General features: G+C 63.0%; 18 protein-coding genes, 1 tRNA gene and 1 pseudogene. 12 read left to right on the forward strand and 8 right to left on the reverse strand.

Annotated features, from left to right (window positions below):
* Window positions 1-398 precede the first annotated feature (398 nt).
* Entirely contained in the window at window positions 399-704 is a 306-nt protein-coding gene (locus tag JZY91_RS11770) for an Abi family protein (RefSeq protein WP_370639230.1), read from the forward strand.
* Between the two features lie 716 nt (window positions 705-1,420).
* Window positions 1,421-2,278, forward strand: a pseudogene (istA, locus tag JZY91_RS11775) (IS21 family transposase); the annotation flags it as partial.
* A 120-nt stretch (window positions 2,279-2,398) separates the two neighbouring features.
* Here istA (JZY91_RS11775) and istB (JZY91_RS00300) read toward each other — a convergent pair.
* Window positions 2,399-3,139 carry an IS21-like element helper ATPase IstB gene (gene istB / locus JZY91_RS00300; RefSeq protein ID WP_234947519.1) on the reverse strand — a complete coding sequence of 247 codons (741 nt, stop codon included), beginning with the start codon at window positions 3,137-3,139 and terminating at the stop codon, window positions 2,399-2,401.
* A complete protein-coding gene (istA, locus tag JZY91_RS00305) occupies window positions 3,136-4,623 on the reverse strand; it encodes an IS21 family transposase (RefSeq protein WP_234948026.1) in 1,488 nt (495 codons plus the stop codon). The genes istB (JZY91_RS00300) and istA (JZY91_RS00305) overlap by 4 nt, the downstream gene beginning before the upstream one ends.
* 276 nt (window positions 4,624-4,899) lie before the next feature.
* Here istA (JZY91_RS00305) and JZY91_RS00310 point away from each other — a divergent pair, with 276 nt between their 5' ends.
* Window positions 4,900-5,226: a hypothetical protein gene (locus tag JZY91_RS00310; protein WP_234948027.1), complete on the forward strand. Its 327-nt coding sequence runs from the start codon at window positions 4,900-4,902 to the stop codon at window positions 5,224-5,226.
* On the forward strand, window positions 5,223-6,017 hold the full coding sequence (gene istB, locus JZY91_RS00315; protein WP_234948028.1) for an IS21-like element helper ATPase IstB: 795 nt from the start codon (window positions 5,223-5,225) through the stop codon (window positions 6,015-6,017). Before JZY91_RS00310 ends, istB (JZY91_RS00315) begins: the two co-directional genes overlap by 4 nt.
* A 60-nt stretch (window positions 6,018-6,077) precedes the next feature.
* Here the strand turns inward: istB (JZY91_RS00315) and JZY91_RS00320 are convergent.
* Window positions 6,078-7,261 (reverse strand): IS3 family transposase gene (locus JZY91_RS00320; protein WP_234948029.1). Its coding sequence is split into 2 segments (ribosomal slippage): window positions 6,078-6,985 and window positions 6,985-7,261, totalling 1,185 coding nucleotides; the frame shifts between segments, so codons are not numbered across the junction.
* Between the two features lie 49 nt (window positions 7,262-7,310).
* On the opposite strand from JZY91_RS00320, the gene JZY91_RS00325 reads away from it, so the two are divergent.
* Window positions 7,311-8,384: an IS30 family transposase gene (locus JZY91_RS00325; protein WP_234948030.1), complete on the forward strand. Its 1,074-nt coding sequence runs from the start codon at window positions 7,311-7,313 to the stop codon at window positions 8,382-8,384.
* An 82-nt stretch (window positions 8,385-8,466) separates the two neighbouring features.
* Here the strand turns inward: JZY91_RS00325 and JZY91_RS00330 are convergent.
* Both JZY91_RS00330 and JZY91_RS00335 read right to left on the reverse strand, forming a co-directional pair.
* Window positions 8,467-8,543: transfer RNA gene (locus JZY91_RS00330), tRNA-Pro, on the reverse strand.
* Window positions 8,544-8,679: 136 nt separating this feature from the next.
* Window positions 8,680-9,567 (reverse strand): metallophosphoesterase, encoded by an 888-nt coding sequence (locus tag JZY91_RS00335; RefSeq protein ID WP_234948031.1) that lies wholly within the window; start codon window positions 9,565-9,567, stop codon window positions 8,680-8,682.
* Between the two features lie 33 nt (window positions 9,568-9,600).
* On the opposite strand from JZY91_RS00335, the gene JZY91_RS00340 reads away from it, so the two are divergent.
* Window positions 9,601-10,053 (forward strand): GatB/YqeY domain-containing protein, encoded by a 453-nt coding sequence (locus JZY91_RS00340; protein WP_234948032.1) that lies wholly within the window; start codon window positions 9,601-9,603, stop codon window positions 10,051-10,053.
* Between the two features lie 60 nt (window positions 10,054-10,113).
* Here JZY91_RS00340 and JZY91_RS00345 read toward each other — a convergent pair whose 3' ends face one another.
* Complete coding sequence (locus tag JZY91_RS00345; RefSeq protein ID WP_234948033.1) at window positions 10,114-12,564, reverse strand: transglycosylase domain-containing protein; 2,451 nt, start codon at window positions 12,562-12,564, stop codon at window positions 10,114-10,116.
* Between the two features lie 213 nt (window positions 12,565-12,777).
* Here JZY91_RS00345 and JZY91_RS00350 point away from each other — a divergent pair, with 213 nt between their 5' ends.
* The 4 genes from JZY91_RS00350 to JZY91_RS00365 all read left to right on the forward strand — a co-directional run bounded on the left by JZY91_RS00350 (window position 12,778) and on the right by JZY91_RS00365 (window position 14,682).
* Window positions 12,778-13,134, forward strand: a complete 357-nt coding sequence (locus JZY91_RS00350) for a WhiB family transcriptional regulator (protein ID WP_234948034.1) — start codon at window positions 12,778-12,780, stop codon at window positions 13,132-13,134.
* 78 nt (window positions 13,135-13,212) lie between these two features.
* On the forward strand, window positions 13,213-13,368 hold the full coding sequence (locus JZY91_RS00355) for a DUF4177 domain-containing protein (protein WP_234948035.1): 156 nt from the start codon (window positions 13,213-13,215) through the stop codon (window positions 13,366-13,368).
* On the forward strand, window positions 13,368-13,826 hold the full coding sequence (locus JZY91_RS00360; RefSeq protein WP_234948036.1) for a RidA family protein: 459 nt from the start codon (window positions 13,368-13,370) through the stop codon (window positions 13,824-13,826). Before JZY91_RS00355 ends, JZY91_RS00360 begins: the two co-directional genes overlap by 1 nt.
* 10 nt (window positions 13,827-13,836) lie before the next feature.
* Entirely contained in the window at window positions 13,837-14,682 is an 846-nt protein-coding gene (locus JZY91_RS00365; protein WP_234948037.1) for an MBL fold metallo-hydrolase, read from the forward strand.
* 376 nt (window positions 14,683-15,058) lie between these two features.
* Here the strand turns inward: JZY91_RS00365 and glxR are convergent, their stop codons facing one another.
* The gene (gene glxR / locus JZY91_RS00370) at window positions 15,059-15,742 is read right to left on the reverse strand and encodes a CRP-like cAMP-activated global transcriptional regulator GlxR (RefSeq protein WP_234948038.1); all 684 of its coding nucleotides are present in this window, start codon (window positions 15,740-15,742) and stop codon (window positions 15,059-15,061) included.
* A 110-nt stretch (window positions 15,743-15,852) separates the two neighbouring features.
* On the reverse strand, window positions 15,853-16,002 hold the full coding sequence (locus tag JZY91_RS00375) for a hypothetical protein (protein ID WP_234948039.1): 150 nt from the start codon (window positions 16,000-16,002) through the stop codon (window positions 15,853-15,855).
* Here JZY91_RS00375 and nth point away from each other — a divergent pair.
* Window positions 16,001-16,810 carry an endonuclease III gene (nth, locus tag JZY91_RS00380; RefSeq protein ID WP_234948040.1) on the forward strand — a complete coding sequence of 270 codons (810 nt, stop codon included), beginning with the start codon at window positions 16,001-16,003 and terminating at the stop codon, window positions 16,808-16,810. The genes JZY91_RS00375 and nth overlap by 2 nt on opposite strands.
* A complete protein-coding gene (locus JZY91_RS00385) occupies window positions 16,811-17,407 on the forward strand; it encodes a TlpA disulfide reductase family protein (RefSeq protein ID WP_234948041.1) in 597 nt (198 codons plus the stop codon).

The raw sequence follows: 17,407 nt of genomic DNA on the forward strand, positions 1-17,407 counted from the left end.
AGATTTTGACCCGTTGTGCGCTTTCACCGCCAGCTAAAAGCGCACAACGGGGAAATAGCGCACAACACGGCCACCCGACGGGGCCCGGGCCGCCGAAATAGCGCACAACACGGCAACCCTGCTGGCCCCTGGCCTCGGAAGTAGCGCACAACGCGGTCGCTCAGCAGCGCCGCCGCCTAGGCTGCCGCCACCGCGCCGTCGCCCAGGCTTGGGGATTGCCTATCTATTAGAACGGTCGGAGGCGCGCCGGGGTTACGGGTGGGACGGGTTGTGGGGTGGTGTGGAGAACCTGGGTAGCGAATCCAGGGAAAGCCAACTATATTTGGGGCTAACAATTCAGCCCGCCCGGAACTATGTTCCGGAGTGGGCTGGAGTTCTCTTGGAGGGGGAGAATGCCTATGCCTAGGCCGGTAAAGCGATTCACCACAGTTGAAGAGCAGATCGAAATACTTGAGACACGGGGTCTAACCCTTGACCGGGCTGAAGCAGAAAAGTGGCTCCGAGTCGTGAACTACTACCGATTGAGCGGATACAGCTACCCATTTCGTGACTCCCATGGCGGCAAACCCACTGACCATTTCATACCGGGGGCATCGTTCGGTCAGGTGGTCGCGCTTTACGAATTCGACCGGAAAATGAGCACCCTTGTTTACGATGCGGTCCAACGGGTAGAGGTTGCCTTCCGTGCCAAGAATGACCCTTAAGTTCTAGTGGTCGTTGCAACACTGATCTGAAGGGTTGGTGTTGGTGATGACGGTGTCACGGTGGGATCCACCGGTTGAGGAGATCACTCGGTTCCACCAGTTGGTGGTGGGTGATGGTTTGTCGGTGCGTGCGGCTGGGCTGGATCTGGGATGGTCGTTAGCTACGGCGTATCGGATTGCGCATCGTGATGGGTTACCACTGCGGAATAAGACGTTGTCGTCACAGGTGGTTGACGAGATTGTTGCGTTGTTTGCCCAGAATGTCGCGCCAATGGATATTGTGCGGCGGTTGGGTGTGAATCCTTCGTCGGTATACCGGGTGGGGATATCGATTGGTGCGCGGCCCCGTCCTGCTCCTGAGGGTCGGCGGGCTGTGGCTACGGCGCGGCGAGTGGAGTATTTGGAGCTTCGGGCCTGTGGGTTGGATCGTCGTTCTGCTGCAGCTGCGTGTGGGATGGGGTTACGTGGTGCGCTTGATGTTGATAAGGGGGTGATTAAAACACGTGGTCGGCGTGTGCCGTTTGTGCCTGATGGCCAGGCAGTTTATCGCTATAAACGGCTTATGCTGAAGCGTCCTGGTTTTCGTTCCGCTTATTGAACGCCCAACGGGTGGGCGTGTGATTGTTGATAGTAGGCGTCTTCCATCTGTCAGCGCTCGTTGAAAAGTAGCCCAAAACGCTCCTCGAAAAGTAGCCCATCCGAAAAAGATTGGATGGGTGATTTCTTTGGATCAATGGGCTCAAATCCGGTTCCTGCGTGGGCAGGGACTGTCAATCAGGAAGATCGCTGAGGAAGTCGGCTGCGCGAAAAAGACAGTCGAACGCGCGCTGGCGTGTGATTCGCCGCCGGAGTATTCCCCACGCCCGGCAAGGCCAACGAGTTTCGACGCTTATGAGCCGGCGGTGCGCGCCCTGTTGGCCGAGTCGCCCCGGTTGAATGCGAAGGTCATCGCCCAGCGCGTCGGTTGGGAAGGATCAGAATCCTGGTTCCGCAAAAACGTAGCCAAAATCCGCCCGGAGTATCTCCCACCGGACCCAGTCGACACCTTGGACCACCTGCCGGGCTATGAAATCCAGTGTGATCTGACGTTCGCCCCGGGCGGGTTGCCCGATGACACCGGCGTGCGGCGCACGCTGCCGGTTTTGGTGATGGTTGCTTCCCATTCCCGCTTCGCCGGGGCGCGGATCTTGCCGTCGCGCACCACCGACGACCTTTTGGCCGGGATGTGGGATCTCCTCGAGCACACGTTTTCAGCAGTCCCCACCCGACTGGTGTGGGACCGTGAACCCGGCATCGGCAGAGCCAGACTGTGCGAACCGGTAATCGCGTTCGCCGGCGCGTTGGGCTGCAAAATCGTGCAAACCCCACCAAGGGACCCGGAATCCAAGGGCATCGTTGAGCGCACCAACGGGTACATGAAAACCTCGTTCTTCCCGGCTCGGCGCTTCACCAGCCCAAAAGATGTGCAAACCCAGCTCGACGACTGGTTCACCACCGTTGCCAACGTGAGAACACACGCGGTGTTGAAAACCTCACCAGCTGAAGCCTTCACCACAGACCGGGCCGGGATGCGGCCCCTGCCGCCATACACACCGACCTGTGTTTTGTCAAGTTGTAGTAGGCCATTTCGGCTCGGTTTTTTAGGCCAGGTCTGCACGGTTTTGGGCCGTGTGAGCGTTGCTGGGGTTTCGGGGCTATTTCATGAGGGCGTTTGCCATGCGGTAGGACTGGCCGGTGAAGGTGATCATGCGGCCGTGGTGGACGATGCGGTCGATTGCGGCGGCTGCCATGTCGTCGTTTCCGAAGACTTGGCCCCATTGGGAAAATGCAAGGTTGGTGGTGATGATCAGGCTGCGTTGTTCGTACGCGTCGGCGATTGCTTGGAACAGAAGTCTTGCCCCGTCGGTGTCGATGGGGATGTAGCCGAGTTCGTCGATGACGAGGAGTTCGTTTTTGCCTAGGGATGCGAGCTCTTTGTCGAGTTTGCCTGCGTGTTTCGCGTTCCGTAGATGGTCGACGAGTCCTGCGGCGGTGAAAAACCGTGCCGGGATGCCTCTGAGACATGCCGCGGTGACCAGTGCGATGGCGAGGTGTGTTTTGCCGGTTCCGACGTCGCCGTAGAAGACGAGGTCTTCACACCCGTTGAGGAAGTCGAGTGTGGTGAGGTGTTCGCGGGTGATGTCGGCGGGCAAGGTGACCGGGGACCAGTCGTAGCTGTCGAGGGTTTTGCGTACCGGGACACGCGCGCGGTGCATCAGGCGCCGCGCTCTTGATGCGGCCCTGGAAGAAAGCTCCGCTTCGAAGAGCTCAATGAGGATGTCGCATTGGCGTGGGGTGGCATGGTCTGCGCACTGGCGTAACACGGCGGTAGTGAGGTAGAGCTGGCGGCCAAGAGCCACCACGCGGTCTTTGTTGTTGGTGGTATCGGTGCTCACTGTGAGGTCACCTCCGCATGCTGTGAGGTGGTTGTGGTGGCAAGGAGCTGGTCATAGGTGGTGAGGTTCGCTCGTGTGTGTTGTGGTGGTGGGGAGCTGTAGCGTGCGGCGATACCCAGATGAGGCCCGGTTGGTTGGGCGTTGGTCTCTAAGAGTGCGGCGGCTGCGGTGACGGTGGCGTCGAATCCGCATTCTGTGGCGGTGGTTTGCGCGTGGGTGAAAAACTCCCGGCGTGTAGCGGTATCCGCCCCGTCGAGGTAGCCCACGACAGCGTCCGGCAGGTGATGGCGAAGCGGTGAGTTCGTCCACGCCCCGGGTTTTTTCGCTAACCCAGGCAGCAAACTCATCGGGTTGATCACCGTCGAGTCTGCGGTACCGAAAACTCTCGGCAATGCGATGATGCGTCTGGTGTCGTCGTCTAAAACGGTGACGGTGTCGTGGGACAACTCCAGCGTGACTTGCCTGTTCGCCCAGGCAGGCCCGACCAGGTAACGGTTGCCGTCTAGGGTGACAACGCCGGTTTTGTCGGTGCGGCGCACGTCGAAACGCACCGGGTTAAACCGCACCGACGGGCACGCTTTGAGCGCTTGCTGATCCTGTTTGAACAGTTCAGCGACCGTGGCTGCCTTCTTGTAGTGGGTGTGGGTAGCAAACGCGGCGCACCCGGACTCCAAGATGGTGTTCAACTCCGCTAGGGAGGCTACTTCCGGCACAGGCACAAGCAGGTTTCGGCGGATGAAGCCGACCGCGTTTTCCACATTGCCTTTCTCATGGCCCGAGTACGGATTGCAGTACCGAGCCTTCGTCCTATAGTGCGCTTTGAACGCGGCGAAAAGCTCCGATTCCACCACTTTCGGGCCGACACGGCGCCCAACGGCGGTCGCGTTATCGAAGACCATCTCAGTCGGCACCCCGCCGGCGGTGTCGATGACATCTAAAAGCCCGGTAATGACGCACTCAGCGGTTTCGCCGGCAAAGGCCCTGCAAAACCTCATATTTGAATACGGAAACGTCACCACCAGAAGGTGCACAACCCTTGCGGCTGACGCCATGATGACTTCTGCCTGGCCGAAATCGACCTGGATGACCCCCGGTGACCATTCCAACTCCATGAACCCATCCCCCGGGGATTTATGGTCCTGTTTCCACTGCTTGACGTAGCGCTGCACCGGTGAATACGAGCCCGTATAGCCATGCTCGTTGATCAGCCGGTCACAGATGCGTTGCGCAGTGTGGCGTTGCTTGCGTGGCATGCGCTGATCATCCTCGAGCCAACCATCAATCACAGCGCACAACGCCTCACCCAGCACGATTGAGCCTGGTTTGCGTGTCTTCACCGGCACGGTTGGGCTGAAATCGTCCTGGTTAACGTACTTATCGACCGTAGCGCGCGACACGTTCACCGCCTTGGCAATCGCTCGTCTGGACATTCCCTCGTCATCGAGCTGTCTGATAGTTTCGATCGTGGTCATGCTGATCGTCATCTACTTTCTGGTCCCTTCCTGAAAACCCAAGTCCCGGACCTCGCGGCCAAACGAAGATGGGACATTTCTCAGGAACAGAAACCTACTGGGGGTGGTTATCGGCATGGCCCTTCCCTTTCTAAAAAGGAGCCACACCAGTCACAGCCACATGGGGAAGTGGCCTAATTTTCCGCGCTGAAACGGACCAAAACAGGCCGCCAACACGGCCTACTTCCCAAGACGAACTGGACCAACTACATCAGATCAGACACACCGACCTTCGGCACCCGCCCCGCGGTGCGGCTGCCCCGCAACTACTACGTCACCGTCGACACCAACCACTACAGCGTCGACCCCGCCTACGTCGACCGACTCGTCACGGTGCACACCACCTTGCACCACGTCACCGTGACCGGCCCAGGCGGGGAAACAATCGCCACCCACCAAAGAATCTGGGCGAAAGGCCGCACAATCACCGACCCCGCCCACCAGGCCGCAGCCAAAGCAATGCGCCAGCAGCGCGCAACCACGCCTGCACCGAAACCCAGCTTCGACATCGCCGCCGCCGACCTCACCGTCTACGACCGCATCACCTCAACGCTTTCGAAAAGGACCACCGCATGACCCGCACCCCAGCACACGACACCACCGCAACAATTAACCGCTACGCCAGGCAGCTCAAAGCACCCCGCATCGCAAGCATCCACGCAACCATCGCTGAACAAGCCCGCGCCGAATCCTGGACCCACGAGGAGTACCTCGCAGCCGTGTTATCGGTTGAAGCCACCGCCAGAGCAGAATCCGGCGCCAACCAACGCGTCAAACGCGCCGGCTTCCCCTCAATAAAAACCATCGCCGATTTCGACTTCACCGCCCAACCCGCAATCGACCGGGCAGAGATCGCCCGTCTTGAAACCGGCGCGTGGGTCGCCACCGCCGAAAACGTCGTCCTCCTCGGCCCGCCCGGCACCGGCAAAACACACCTCGCCACAGCACTCGGCGTCACAGCAGCCCAGCAAGGCTACCGGGTCTTGTTCGACACCGCCGCCGGGTGGGTCAACACGCTGACCGAAGCCCACGCGATGGGCAGGTTAGAACCAACCTTGAAACGCTTAAGCGGCTACCACCTGCTCATCATCGACGAACTCGGCTACATCCCAGTCGAGGCCGACGCCGCGAACCTGTTCTTCCAGCTCGTCTCCCGCCGGTACGAACACGGCTCTATCATTGTCACGTCCAACCTGGCATTTTCCCAATGGGCACAATGCTTCGGCGACGTCACCGTGGCTACCGCCATGGTTGACCGCATCGTCCACCACGCCAAAATCTTCCAACACCGCGGCACCAGCCACCGCATCAAAGGAAGAGAAATCCCCGCAACAACCCCCGCCCCGCAACCACATCAGGCACAATAACCAACGACCACACTGGGCTACTTTTCAAAGAGCGCCAGTGGGCTACATTTCGAAGAGCGCTCACACCATCTCTTGTGGAGTGATGTATCCCAATGACTCGTGCAGGCGATGGTTATTCCACCAGTACACCCAGCGAAGGGTCGCGATCTCGACTTCCCCAACCGACGCCCACGGCCGGTGGGGATAGATCAGCTCGGTCTTGTATAGACCGTTGACCGTTTCCGCCAACGCGTTGTCGTAGGAATCGCCGACGGTGCCAACGGACGGATCAATCCCAGCGTGAGCAAGCGCCTCACTGTAACGAATGGACACGTACTGCGAGCCGCGATCGCTGTGATGGACAAGTCCTTCAGCACGGAGATCACCTGCGTGATAAAGAGCATGCTCAAAAGCCTCAAGAGGCAGCTCATCGGTGCGCATGCTCGCCCTGGTGGCAACCCCGACAATCTTGCGGGAGTACGCATCGGTGATGAACGCGGTGTACGCAAACCCCGACAGGGTACGCACGTAGGTGATGTCAGCGACCCACAGCCGGTGCGGCGCTGACGCGGTGAAGTCACGATTGACCAGATCAGGACGACAATCCGGGACATCAGCCCGAAGCGTTGTGATCGGAGTGCGGCCCCTTCTGCGGCCTTGGATGCCGGCGAGTTTCATCAACCGTGCCGTCTGATCACGACCGATGTCCCAGCCGGCGCGCTGCATGGCCTTCCACATCTTGCGTACCCCGTACACGCTGAAGTTGTCCTCGAAGACTTTCACCAATTCGGGGATAAGCAGCGCGTCTGACAAGCTCCTGGCCGACGGGGCTCGTGTTTTCGCTGCTCGGTAGCCACGAGAGGTGATAAACCCACATTCTGTCTGCCTTAACGTGCGACAGATGGCCTCGACCCCGAAGCGATCGCGATACGTGTCGATGTATTCGATCATCTTCTGGTGGGACGGTCGAGTTCCGCTGCGAAAAAAGCTGAAGCGGTCTTCAAGATCTCGTTTGCCCTGCGCAGCTCTTTGTTCTCTTGCCGCAGACGCTTCAGTTCGTCGTCGACCGACTCGCCAGTGCTCCGCTGAACGTCGGGGGACGCTTTGACAGGTTTCAACCAGTTGTTGAGCGTGTGCGCCGAGACACCGAGCTTCTCGCCGATCTCCTCCGCCGCCGCCCACTTCGAGCACCCCTCAAGCTCAACGAGCTCCTCGGCTAACCGCACCGCCTTGTCCTTGAACTCGTCACTGAACTTCCTAGGCATGGTCCAATCCTCCTCTAGAAACGATCGGAACTAAACCCAGGACACTTCAATGCAGGTTCTTGCGTATGTTGATGGCCGGGTCAGTGTTCCGGTGGAGGTGTTGCCGCAGGCTGCGGTGGAGAAGGTGATTGACCGGCGGTACTTGTCGTTGGTGGAGCGGGAGCGCATCGCGGATCGGGTGAATCGGAATTTATCGGTTCGGGCGATTGCGCGTGAGCTTGGGCGTGATCCGGGGACGATTTCGCGCGAGATTAGTCGCAATAGTGGTGATGATGGCATTTATCGCCCGTATGAGGTGCACCGGAAGTCAACGCTTCGGAGGTTTCGGCCGAAGGTGTCGAAGATTGCGGCGAATCCGCGGTTGAAACAGCAGGTGTGGCAGTGGTTGCGGATGGAGTTTTCCCCTGAGCAGGTGGCTGGCCGGTTGCGCAGGGAATTCCCTGGCGATGAGACTATGCATGTGAGTCATGAAACGATCTATCAAGAGCTGTATTGCCAGGCCAGAGGCGAGTTGAAGAAGGTGGTGGCCCATGCCCTTCGTACGGGGCGGACGCGGCGTAAACCGCGTGGTCAGCGTGTTGCGAGGAGTCGGTTTATTGATCCGATGATCATGATTGCCGATCGTCCTGCTGTTGTTGAGGATCGGGCTGTGCCGGGGCATTGGGAGGGTGATCTGATTATCGGTGCAGGTGGAAGGTCTGCGATTGGGACGTTGGTGGAGCGGACGACGCGGTATGTGATGTTGCTGCATTTGCCGGATGGGCATGGTGCGGTGGCGGTGCGTGATGCGCTGGTGGAGGCGATTATGACGTTGCCGCAGCATCTTCGGGGGTCGTTGACCTGGGATCAGGGTTCAGAGATGGCTGGTCATAGGTCGTTTAGCATTGCGACGGATTGTCCGGTGTATTTCTGTGATCCGGGGTCGCCGTGGCAGCGGGGGACGAATGAGAACACTAATGGGTTGTTGCGTCAGTATTTTCCGAAAGGTGCGGATTTGAGTGTTTATGGGCGGGAGGAGTTGGAGCTTGTTGCTCATCGGTTGAATTGTCGGCCGCGTAAGACGTTGGGTTTTGCTACTCCTGCGGAGCGGATGGCGGAGCTGTTAGGTTTAGCTGAAAGCTAGGAAATGCTGCAACGACCCCTAGAATCCGCCACCGCCCCGCGCAACGGCGAACCCCGCAGGCCATTGACCCGCGGGGTTCTCATGGTCGGGATAACAGGATTTGAACCTGCGACCTCTTCGTCCCGAACGAAGCGCGCTACCAAGCTGCGCCATATCCCGGTTGTATCGTGGGCTTGCCCGCGTACTCGAAACACTGTACTCCGGCGCGCGCACTTGGCCAAAACGCCAGCTCAGCTACTGTGTGCGCTCTGGGCATGCGCTGGGTGCGCACGCTGCCTGCGCCGCACCCTGCCCCCTACCCCGCGCGCTCGGTCACGCGGATCAGCGAAGCCGCGGGCGGGCAGAACAGCCGCACCGGCGCGTACTTGGACTGGCCCAGGCCCTGGGAGACCTCGAGCCACATGTCGCCGTAGCGGTGCAGGCCGGAGGCGCGCTTGCGGTCGATGTCCGCGTTCGTCACCAGCGCGCGGCCGCCGGGCAGGCGGATCTGGCCGCCGTGCGTGTGGCCGGCAAGGGCGAGTTGGTAGCCGTCCGCCTCAAACGCGTCCAAAACCCGCCGGTAGGGGGCGTGGAGTACGCCAATCGCCAGGTCCGCGTCGCGGTTGGGGGCACCGGCAACAGTCGAGTAATCGTCAAGATCGTGGTGCGGGTCATCCACGCCCGCCAGCGCCAGGCGCACGTCGCCAGCCTTGAACTCCAGGCGCTGGTGGGTGGCGTCGCGCCAGCCGCGCTCAATGAACGCGGCGCGCATGCCCTCCCACGGCAGATCCTCATAGGACGGCTCGCGCTTGCCCCCGGTGACGTACTTCAGCGGGTTCACCGGCCGCGGCGCCCAGTAATCGTTGGTGCCGAAGACGAACACGCCTGGGCGGTCCAGCAGCGGGCCCAGCGCCTCCAACACCCACGGCACGCCGGCTTTGTCGGAGAGGTTGTCGCCGGTGTTCACCACCAGGTCCGGCTCCAGCGCGTCCAGGCCGGACACGAACTCCACCTTGGCGCGCTGCCCGGGGATCATGTGCAGGTCAGACACGTGCAGCACGTCAAAGGAGGCCTTGCCCCGCAGCACGCCGGGTGCGAGCAGGGGCAGCTCATACTCTTGGAGGGTGAAGTTGCGGGTTTGCAGGTTGGCGTAAGTGAACGTCGATAAGCCAAGGGCTCCGAGACCGACCAGCGACTTCTTCATTCGCCCGAGCCTAGCCCAAGTACCCTTGGGCGTATGAGTGCATTGAAAGAGCAGATCCGCGCAGACCTCAAGGAAGCCATGAAGGCGAAGGAGAAGGAGCGCACAGGCACGATCCGCATGCTGCTGGCCGCGATCCAGACCGCCGAGACCGAGGGCACCAAGCACGAGGTTGGCGACGATGAGATTCAGAAGATCATCGCCCGCGAGATCAAAAAGCGCCGCGAATCCGCGGAGATTTACCAGGCCAACGGCCGCGAGGACCTCGCCGGGCAGGAACTCACCGAGGCTGCGATCCTCGAGGCATACCAGCCGCAACAGCTCACCGACGAGGAGCTTGCCGCGCTTGTGGACGGCGTTGTCACCGACCTCGGCGCCGATTCCATGGCCCAGATGGGTGCCGTGATGAAGGGGGCCACCGCCAAGGCCGCCGGCCGCGCCGACGGCAAGCGCCTCTCCGCTGCGGTGAAGGCGCGCCTGAGCAGCTAAGCGCAGGTCACGCGGCTGCGCGCAGGTCGCGTGGTTAGGTGCGGCTAGCTGGCCACACGACTAGCCGTTGTTCAACAGTCCGGCGAGGCCGTTGGCCATGTCGTTGAACTGGCGCTGAATGTCGCCCAAGTCCGCACCCGGTTCCGGCTCGGGTTGGGGCTCGCCGGTGGGGGACGGTTCGCCGCTCGGCGCGGCACCCGGCGAGGTGGGCGCGGTGGTGGTGGCCGTGGTTGATGTTGCCGTGGTGCTGCCTGGGCTGCCGTCGGAAACGTTCAGGGTGATCACGCTGCCGCGGGAGAGGTTCGGGTCCGACGGGATGGCCGAGACCACGGTGCCGGCAGGTGCGCCGTCGCCGAAGACGGTGTTCACGGTGACGGTGAAGCCCTGGGCCTCCAAGCTGGCGCGGGCGGCGGCGGAGGCCATGCCGATCGTCTCATCCAACATCGCGCGGCGGGTGCCCTGGTTGTAGGCGGCGGCGGACGGCGGCAGGCCAGCCGCGGAGCCGGGGATGCGTGCCGCGGCCTGGAACCAGGTGTTCGCGGCCTCGGCACCGCCGAACAGGTCGCCGTTGACGCACTGGCGCACGGGGCCGCCGCACAGCGGGGCGGTCTGGACGCCGTCATTGAAGATGTAGCTGGCGGCGGACATGCCGAGGGAGAAGCCCAGGAACGCGGAAGACTGGTGGGACTCTGTCGTGCCTGTCTTGGCGGCGATGGGGGCGGTCCAGCCGTTTGCGGCTGCGGCGCGGGCTCCGGTGCCGTCGATAGTGTCCTGGCTCATGCCGTTGGCCAGCGCGGCGGCGATCTCCGGGTCGATGGCCTGCTCGCACGCGGGGCGGTCGATGTAGACCTGTTGGCCGTGCTTGTCGGTCACGGACGCGATGGGGTTGGGCTCGCACCAGCGGCCGCCGGAGGCCAGGGTGGCGCCGACGTTGGCCAGCTCCAACGCGTTCACTGCGAGGGGGCCCAGGGTGAAGGCGCCCATGTTTTCCTCCTTCGCCGCGGTGGCGATGGAGCGGCCGTCCCCGAACGAGCCCTCGTTGAGGTAGGAACGCAGGCCAAGGCGGACGGCGAGATCCACCGTCGGCGCCACGCCCACCTGCTGCATGAGCTCGATGAACGTGGTGTTGGGGGAGTGGGCCAGCGCGTCGCGCAGCGTCATGCGCGGGGCGTAGGTGCCGGCATTTTCCACGCAGTACGCGTCCGGCGGGCAGTCCTCCGCGCCACCCTTGCCCATGCCGTAGACGACGGAACGGGCGGGCACCTCCAACATCGTGTCCAGCCCGTACCCCTGCTCAAGCGCGGCAGCGGCGGTGAAGATCTTGAACACGGAGCCGGCGCCGTTGCCCACCAGGGACGCCGGTTGCGGCATGATCGTCTGGCTCTGCTCCAGGTCGAGGCCGTAGTAGCGGGAGGTGGCCATGGCGCTGATGTCGCGCGAATCGGTGCCTGGGCGCACCACGTCCATCACCTGGGCCACACCGTGGGTTTCCGGGGCGACGCCGCGGCGCACCGCATCGACGGTGGCCCGTTGCACCTGGGGGTCCAACGTGGTGGTGATGGTGTAGGAACCGCGCTCTATCTCCTCTTGCGGTAGACCCTTGTCCGCCAGGTAGCCCAGGGCGTAGTCGCAGAAGAAGCCGTTGTCGCCGGCGGTGATGCAGCCGTCGGGGAGCAGGGCGGGCTGCTCCAGCACACCCAAGGGCTCCGCCATCGCGCGCTCCGCCTCTTCCTGGGGCAGGTAGCCTTCCGACGCCATGTTGGCCAGCACCGTATCGCGGCGCTCCGTGGCGCCCTCCGGATTGGTGTAGGGGTTGAGCCATTCCACGGATTGGAGCAAGCCCACAAGCAGAGCGGCCTGGGCGGGGTTCAAATCGCGCGCCGGAATGCCGTAGTACGTCTGCGCCGCGGCCTCGATGCCGTAGGCGTGGTTGCCAAAGGAGACGAGGTTGAGGTAGCGCGTGAGAATCTGGTCCTTCTCCAGCGTCTTATCCAGGTCCGACGCCATGCGCATCTCGCGCAGTTTGCGGGGGATGGACTGCTCCGTGGCGGCGCGGGCGGCTTCATCATCTTCCGCCTCGATCAGCCACAGGTAGTTCTTCACGTACTGCTGGTTGATGGTGGACGCGCCCTGCTCCACGCCGCCCGCGAGGATGTTGGTGACCATGGCGCGGGCGAAACCCTGCATGTCCACGCCCTCGTGCTCGTAAAAGCGGCGGTCCTCCGTAGATACAAGCGCGTGCTTGACGTGCTCCGAGATGTCCTCGCTGGCAATTTCGTAGCGGCGCTGGCTGTAAATCCAGGCCATTGGCTCACCGTTGATGTCGGTGATGGTGGTCACGCCGGGGACATCTCCGCCTGACATGTCGGAGAGGTTGGACTGCATCGTCTCGTTGGTGCGCGCAACCGCCATGCCCCCGAGCCCCGCGATGGGGGCAATGCACAGCGCGATCGCGATGCCGGCTGCGACCACCGCAGCCAGCAAGTTACCGAGGGACCTCACAGCAGACACGTCCTTACAGTAAAGGATTCGCCGGCGTGGGGGAATCAGTCACTCCCCCCGCTTTTGTGATCCATTCGACAGATGTCAAGGGGTGTGAATACACTTACAGGCGTAACGCACTCACCGTTGCGGTGAAAGAAATCCCTGGCAGCTGGCGCTGCAGGCGAGTTCAAGCCGCAAGCATCCGCCCGTTTGGGTGGAGACCTCCTGAAAGGGGATGTGATGACCGCCACGCTAGGACGCAACGCGTACGCAGCAGCACCGACCACCACGCGGAAGTGCAACGCCGCCGGCAACCTGGTCTTTGATCGAGGGGAGTGGGTCACCCAGGCACACTGCCGCTCCGGCGATCCGGATGCCCTCTTCGTTCGCGGGGCGGAACAGCGCAAGGCGGCTGCCGTGTGCCGCCGCTGCCCGGTGCAGATGGAGTGCCGCGCAGACGCGCTAGATAACAAGGTGGAGTTCGGCGTGTGGGGCGGCTTGACGGAGCGCCAGCGCCGCGCGGTGCTGCGGAAGAACCCGCATGTGACCGACTGGGCTGCACACCTGGCCTCCGGCGGGGAGATCGAGGGGCTCTAGGCCCGGGCCGGCCAGGCCGCTTGCGCCGGGGGTTGCGGTGCGGACCGGCTAGGCCGTGATTTCGCTAATGTGGTGCCCATGACGAAATGGGAATACGCCACTGTGCCGCTGCTCAGCCACGCCACCAAGCAGATCCTTGACACTTGGGGCGAGGACGGCTGGGAACTTGTCAGCGTTGTTCCGGGTCCGAACCCTGATAACGTTGTCGCTTACATGAAGCGGGAGGCGGAGTAATGCTGCATTCTGAGCGCTTGAAGGAGCTTGGGATTGAGCTTCCTGCCGTCGCAAAGCCGGTAGCTGCATACGTGCCTGCGGTGCAGGCGGGGGACCAGGTGTGGACGTCCGGCCAGCTCCCGTTTGCTAACGGTGAGCTCGCGGCAACCGGCAAGGTTGGTGCGGAGGTCAGCGCGGAGGATGCGCAGGGCTACGCCCGCCAGGCTGCGCTGAACGCGATTGCCGCCGTGGATGCGCTGGTGGGCATTGATAACGTGGAGCGCGTGCTCAAGGTTGTCGGCTTCGTGGCTTCTGATCCGGCGTTCACCGGCCAGCCGGGTGTGATTAACGGCGCGTCCGAGCTGATGCAGGAAGTCTTCGGCGAGGCAGGCGAACACGCCCGTTCCGCTGTTGGCGTTGCGGTGCTGCCGCTGGATTCGCCGGTTGAGGTTGAGCTGGTCGTTGAGCTGAAGCGGTAGAGTGGGGGGTATGAAACACCCCGCCTACAGTCAGTTGCGCCCGGTAACGGCCTCCGCCGCCGTTGTCCTGGCACCGAACCCCAGCTACGCGGCGCTCGAGGGTACGAACTCTTGGGTGATCCGTGGCCCGGAAGATGCCGTGAGCATTGTGGTGGACCCGGGCCCGGAGGATGAGGGGCACCTGAACGTCCTGTCCTCCAAGGCGGACAAGGTGGGTCTTATCCTGCTCACCCACCGCCACCACGACCACGCCGACGGCGCGGAGCGTTTCCGCCAGCTCACCGGCGCCCCGGTTCGCGCCTTCGATCCGCAGTACTGCATCGGGGGCGAGCCGCTTGTCGACGGTGAAATTATCAGCCTCGAAGGCGTCACCCCGACCTTGAAGGTTGTGGCGGCACCGGGCCACACTAGCGATTCTGTGTGCTTCTACGTGTACCCGGGTTGCTTCTACGTGTACCCGGGTGATGTAGAGCAGGGCGCGGACCGGGAGTCTGGCCTGGAGGGCATCATCACCGGCGACACCATTGCCGGCCGCCACACCACCATGATCTCCGAGACCGACGGTGACTTGGGCGCGTACATGGAGACGCTGGCCAAGCTGGAGGAAGACGGCAAGGACATCACGCTGCTTCCGGGGCACGGCCCGGAGGGCGAGGACCTTTCTGCGTTTGCCCGCAAGTACATCGACCGCCGCAACCAGCGCCTGGACCAGATCCGTGAGGCGCTGAAGGTGCACGGGGACGACGTGGACATCAACACGCTGGTCGATGCGATCTACGACGATGTCGATCCCGTCCTCCGCGGCGCCGCCGAGCAGTCCACCCGCGTGGCGCTGCGCTACCTGCGGAACCAGTAGGTAGGGGCGCGGCCGGGCGCGGCCGGTCGGGTCGGTCGGGTCGGTCGGTTTTCGGCCGTGGTCAGCCCCTTTGTGGCCAGCCGGTTTTCGGCCGTGGCCGGCGACCGATTCGCCTGGGATCGCCCGAATCCGGCCCGTTCAACCCATTATGCGCTATTTCGAGCAGCTAATAGCGCACAACGGCACCCGAAAGCCCCAAAACTGGCCGGTTTCGACACGTTGTGCGCTATCACAGAAAGCTAATAGCGCACAACGGCACCCGAAAGCCCCAAAACCGGCCCGTTTCGACACGTTATGCGCTATCACCGAAAACTAATAGCGCACAACGTGCTAATAGCGCATAACGTGGCGGCTCAAGCCATCCCGCGCGAGCCAACTACCTCGCGCGGCGGGCCAGGTGCTCCGTGTCCACGATCAGGACGCTCTTGCCCTCGAGGCGGATCCAGCCGCGGTGGGCGAAGGTCGCCAGCGCCTTGTTCACCGTCTCGCGGGACGCGCCGACAAGTTGGGCGATCTCTTCCTGGGTGAGGTCGTGGTTCACGCGCAGCGCGCCACCCTCCTGGGTGCCAAAGCGGTTGGCCAACTGAAGCAGCGTCTTGGCCACGCGGCCCGGAACGTCGGTGAAGATCAGGTCAGCCAGGGACGCGTTGGTGCGGCGCAGGCGACGCGCCAGCACGCGCAGGAGCTGCTGGGAGATCTCCGGGTGGTCGCCGATCCAGTGCTTGAGCATGGTGGAGTCCATCGTCGCCGCCGTGACCTCGGTAACGCACACAGCGGAGGAAGTGCGCGGGCCCGGGTCGAAGATGGACAGCTCGCCGAACATGTCGGACGGGCCCATGACGGAGAGCAGGTTCTCGCGGCCGTCCGGGGCGTGGCGGGCAAGCTTCACTTTGCCGTCCACGATGATGTACAGGCGGTCGCCCGGCTCCCCTTCGTCGAAGATCGTGGTGCCGCGCGGAAAGGTCACCGTCTCCATATCGGCGATCAGCGCCGAGACGGCGTCCGGGTCAACCCCCTGAAAAATGCCCGCGCGAGCAAGGGTCTCCTGCACGTCATCCATTGATCCTCCTCAGTGCGATCAATCACGCGACCTGGTTTTTGACGAATTTGTCACATGTGTCCGGTCTCACGCGACATTACCACCCCGCGCGCCCCCGCCACCCGAGAATGCTACTTCTCGTTGCCGGTAACCCCCACAACGGTCCGTTCCAATCGCTCCATGCCCACCGTGAACAGGCCCAGGGCGATGGGGACGAGGACGGTCACCAGAATCATCATGGTGCTCATCCTAGGCAAACGGGCCACTACCATGGGCTGCATGCCTTCTTCTCCGCAGCCAACTCACCGTGTCCGCCGCCCGGGTTCCCACCCTGCGGCTAAGGGGACGGAGACCCGGCTGGGGCTGGTCCGCCGCGCGCGTCGCATTAACCGCACGCTGGCGGAGGCGTTCCCGGACGCGCACGCTGAGCTGGACTTTTCTACGCCGCTAGAGTTGCTCGTCGCCACCGTGCTCTCCGCCCAGACCACGGACGTGCGGGTGAATACGGTGACGCCGGAGCTCTTTCGCCGCTTTCCGACGGCAGCTGATTACGCCACCGCGTCCCAAGCAGAAGTGGAAGAAATTATTCGTCCCACGGGCTTTTTCCGTTCGAAAGCCGCCAACCTCATCGGCCTCGGTCAGGTGCTGGTAAGCGATTACGGCGGGGAAGTGCCGGAGGCCTTAGAGGATTTGGTGCGGCTGCCTGGGGTGGGGCGCAAGACGGCGCACGTGGTGCGGGGGAATGCTTTTGGTCTGCCGGGGCTGACCGTGGACACCCATTTCCAGCGCCTTGCGCACCGCCTGGGCCTGACCGCGGAGAAGGACCCGGTGAAGATCGAGCACGCGGTGGGGGAGTTGCTGGAGAAGCGCGAGTGGACGATGTTTTCGCACCGCATCATTTTCCACGGCCGGCGTGTGTGCCATGCGCGGAAGGCGGCGTGTGGGGCGTGCCCGATAGCGTTCGACTGCCCGAGTTACGGCAAGGTCGGCCCGACGGATCCCGCGGAGGCGGCGGCGCTGGTGACGGGCGAGGAGCGGGAGCACATTCTGCGGATGGTCGGCATCGAGACGGCGAAGGACGGGGAGTAAGTGAAGAAGTCTGTTGCGGGCAGTGTGGTCGCGATTGTGCTGGTCACCGTGGCGGTCATTGCCGGTGCCGTGGTGCTGCTGCGTGGGGGAGGCGCAGACGTTGCGCAGGAGACGTCGATAAGCAATAGCCCTGCGCCCGCGGAGGGTGACGCGGTGCGGCAGTTCATCCCCGGCGCGGAGCAGCGCGCGGACTGCGTGGCCGGCGGCGTGGGCGGCATTGACCTGCCGTGCCTGGGCGGCAAGACGGTGCCGGGCGAGCACGCGGACGTGACCGTGGTGAACTTGTGGGCGTGGTGGTGTGACCCTTGCCGGCGCGAGCTGCCTATTATGCAGGCGTTCGCGGACGCGCATCCGGAGATCAGCGTGGTGGGTGTGCACGCGGACCAGAACGCGGCCAACGGTGTGGCGCTGATGAATGAGCTGGACGTGCGTTTCCCCAGCTACCAGGACGATGTGAACCGTTTCGCCGGCCTGCTCGGCCTGCCGGGCGTGGTACCGATTCTCCTGGTGTACAAGCACGGCCAGCCGGTGGGGATGTTCCCGCACGCGTTCAACTCCCTGGAAGAGCTGGAAAACGCCGTGAGCGGGGTGCTCTAG

It is taken from the genome of Corynebacterium sp. CNCTC7651 (genome assembly GCF_021496665.1).
Classification (GTDB): domain Bacteria; phylum Actinomycetota; class Actinomycetes; order Mycobacteriales; family Mycobacteriaceae; genus Corynebacterium.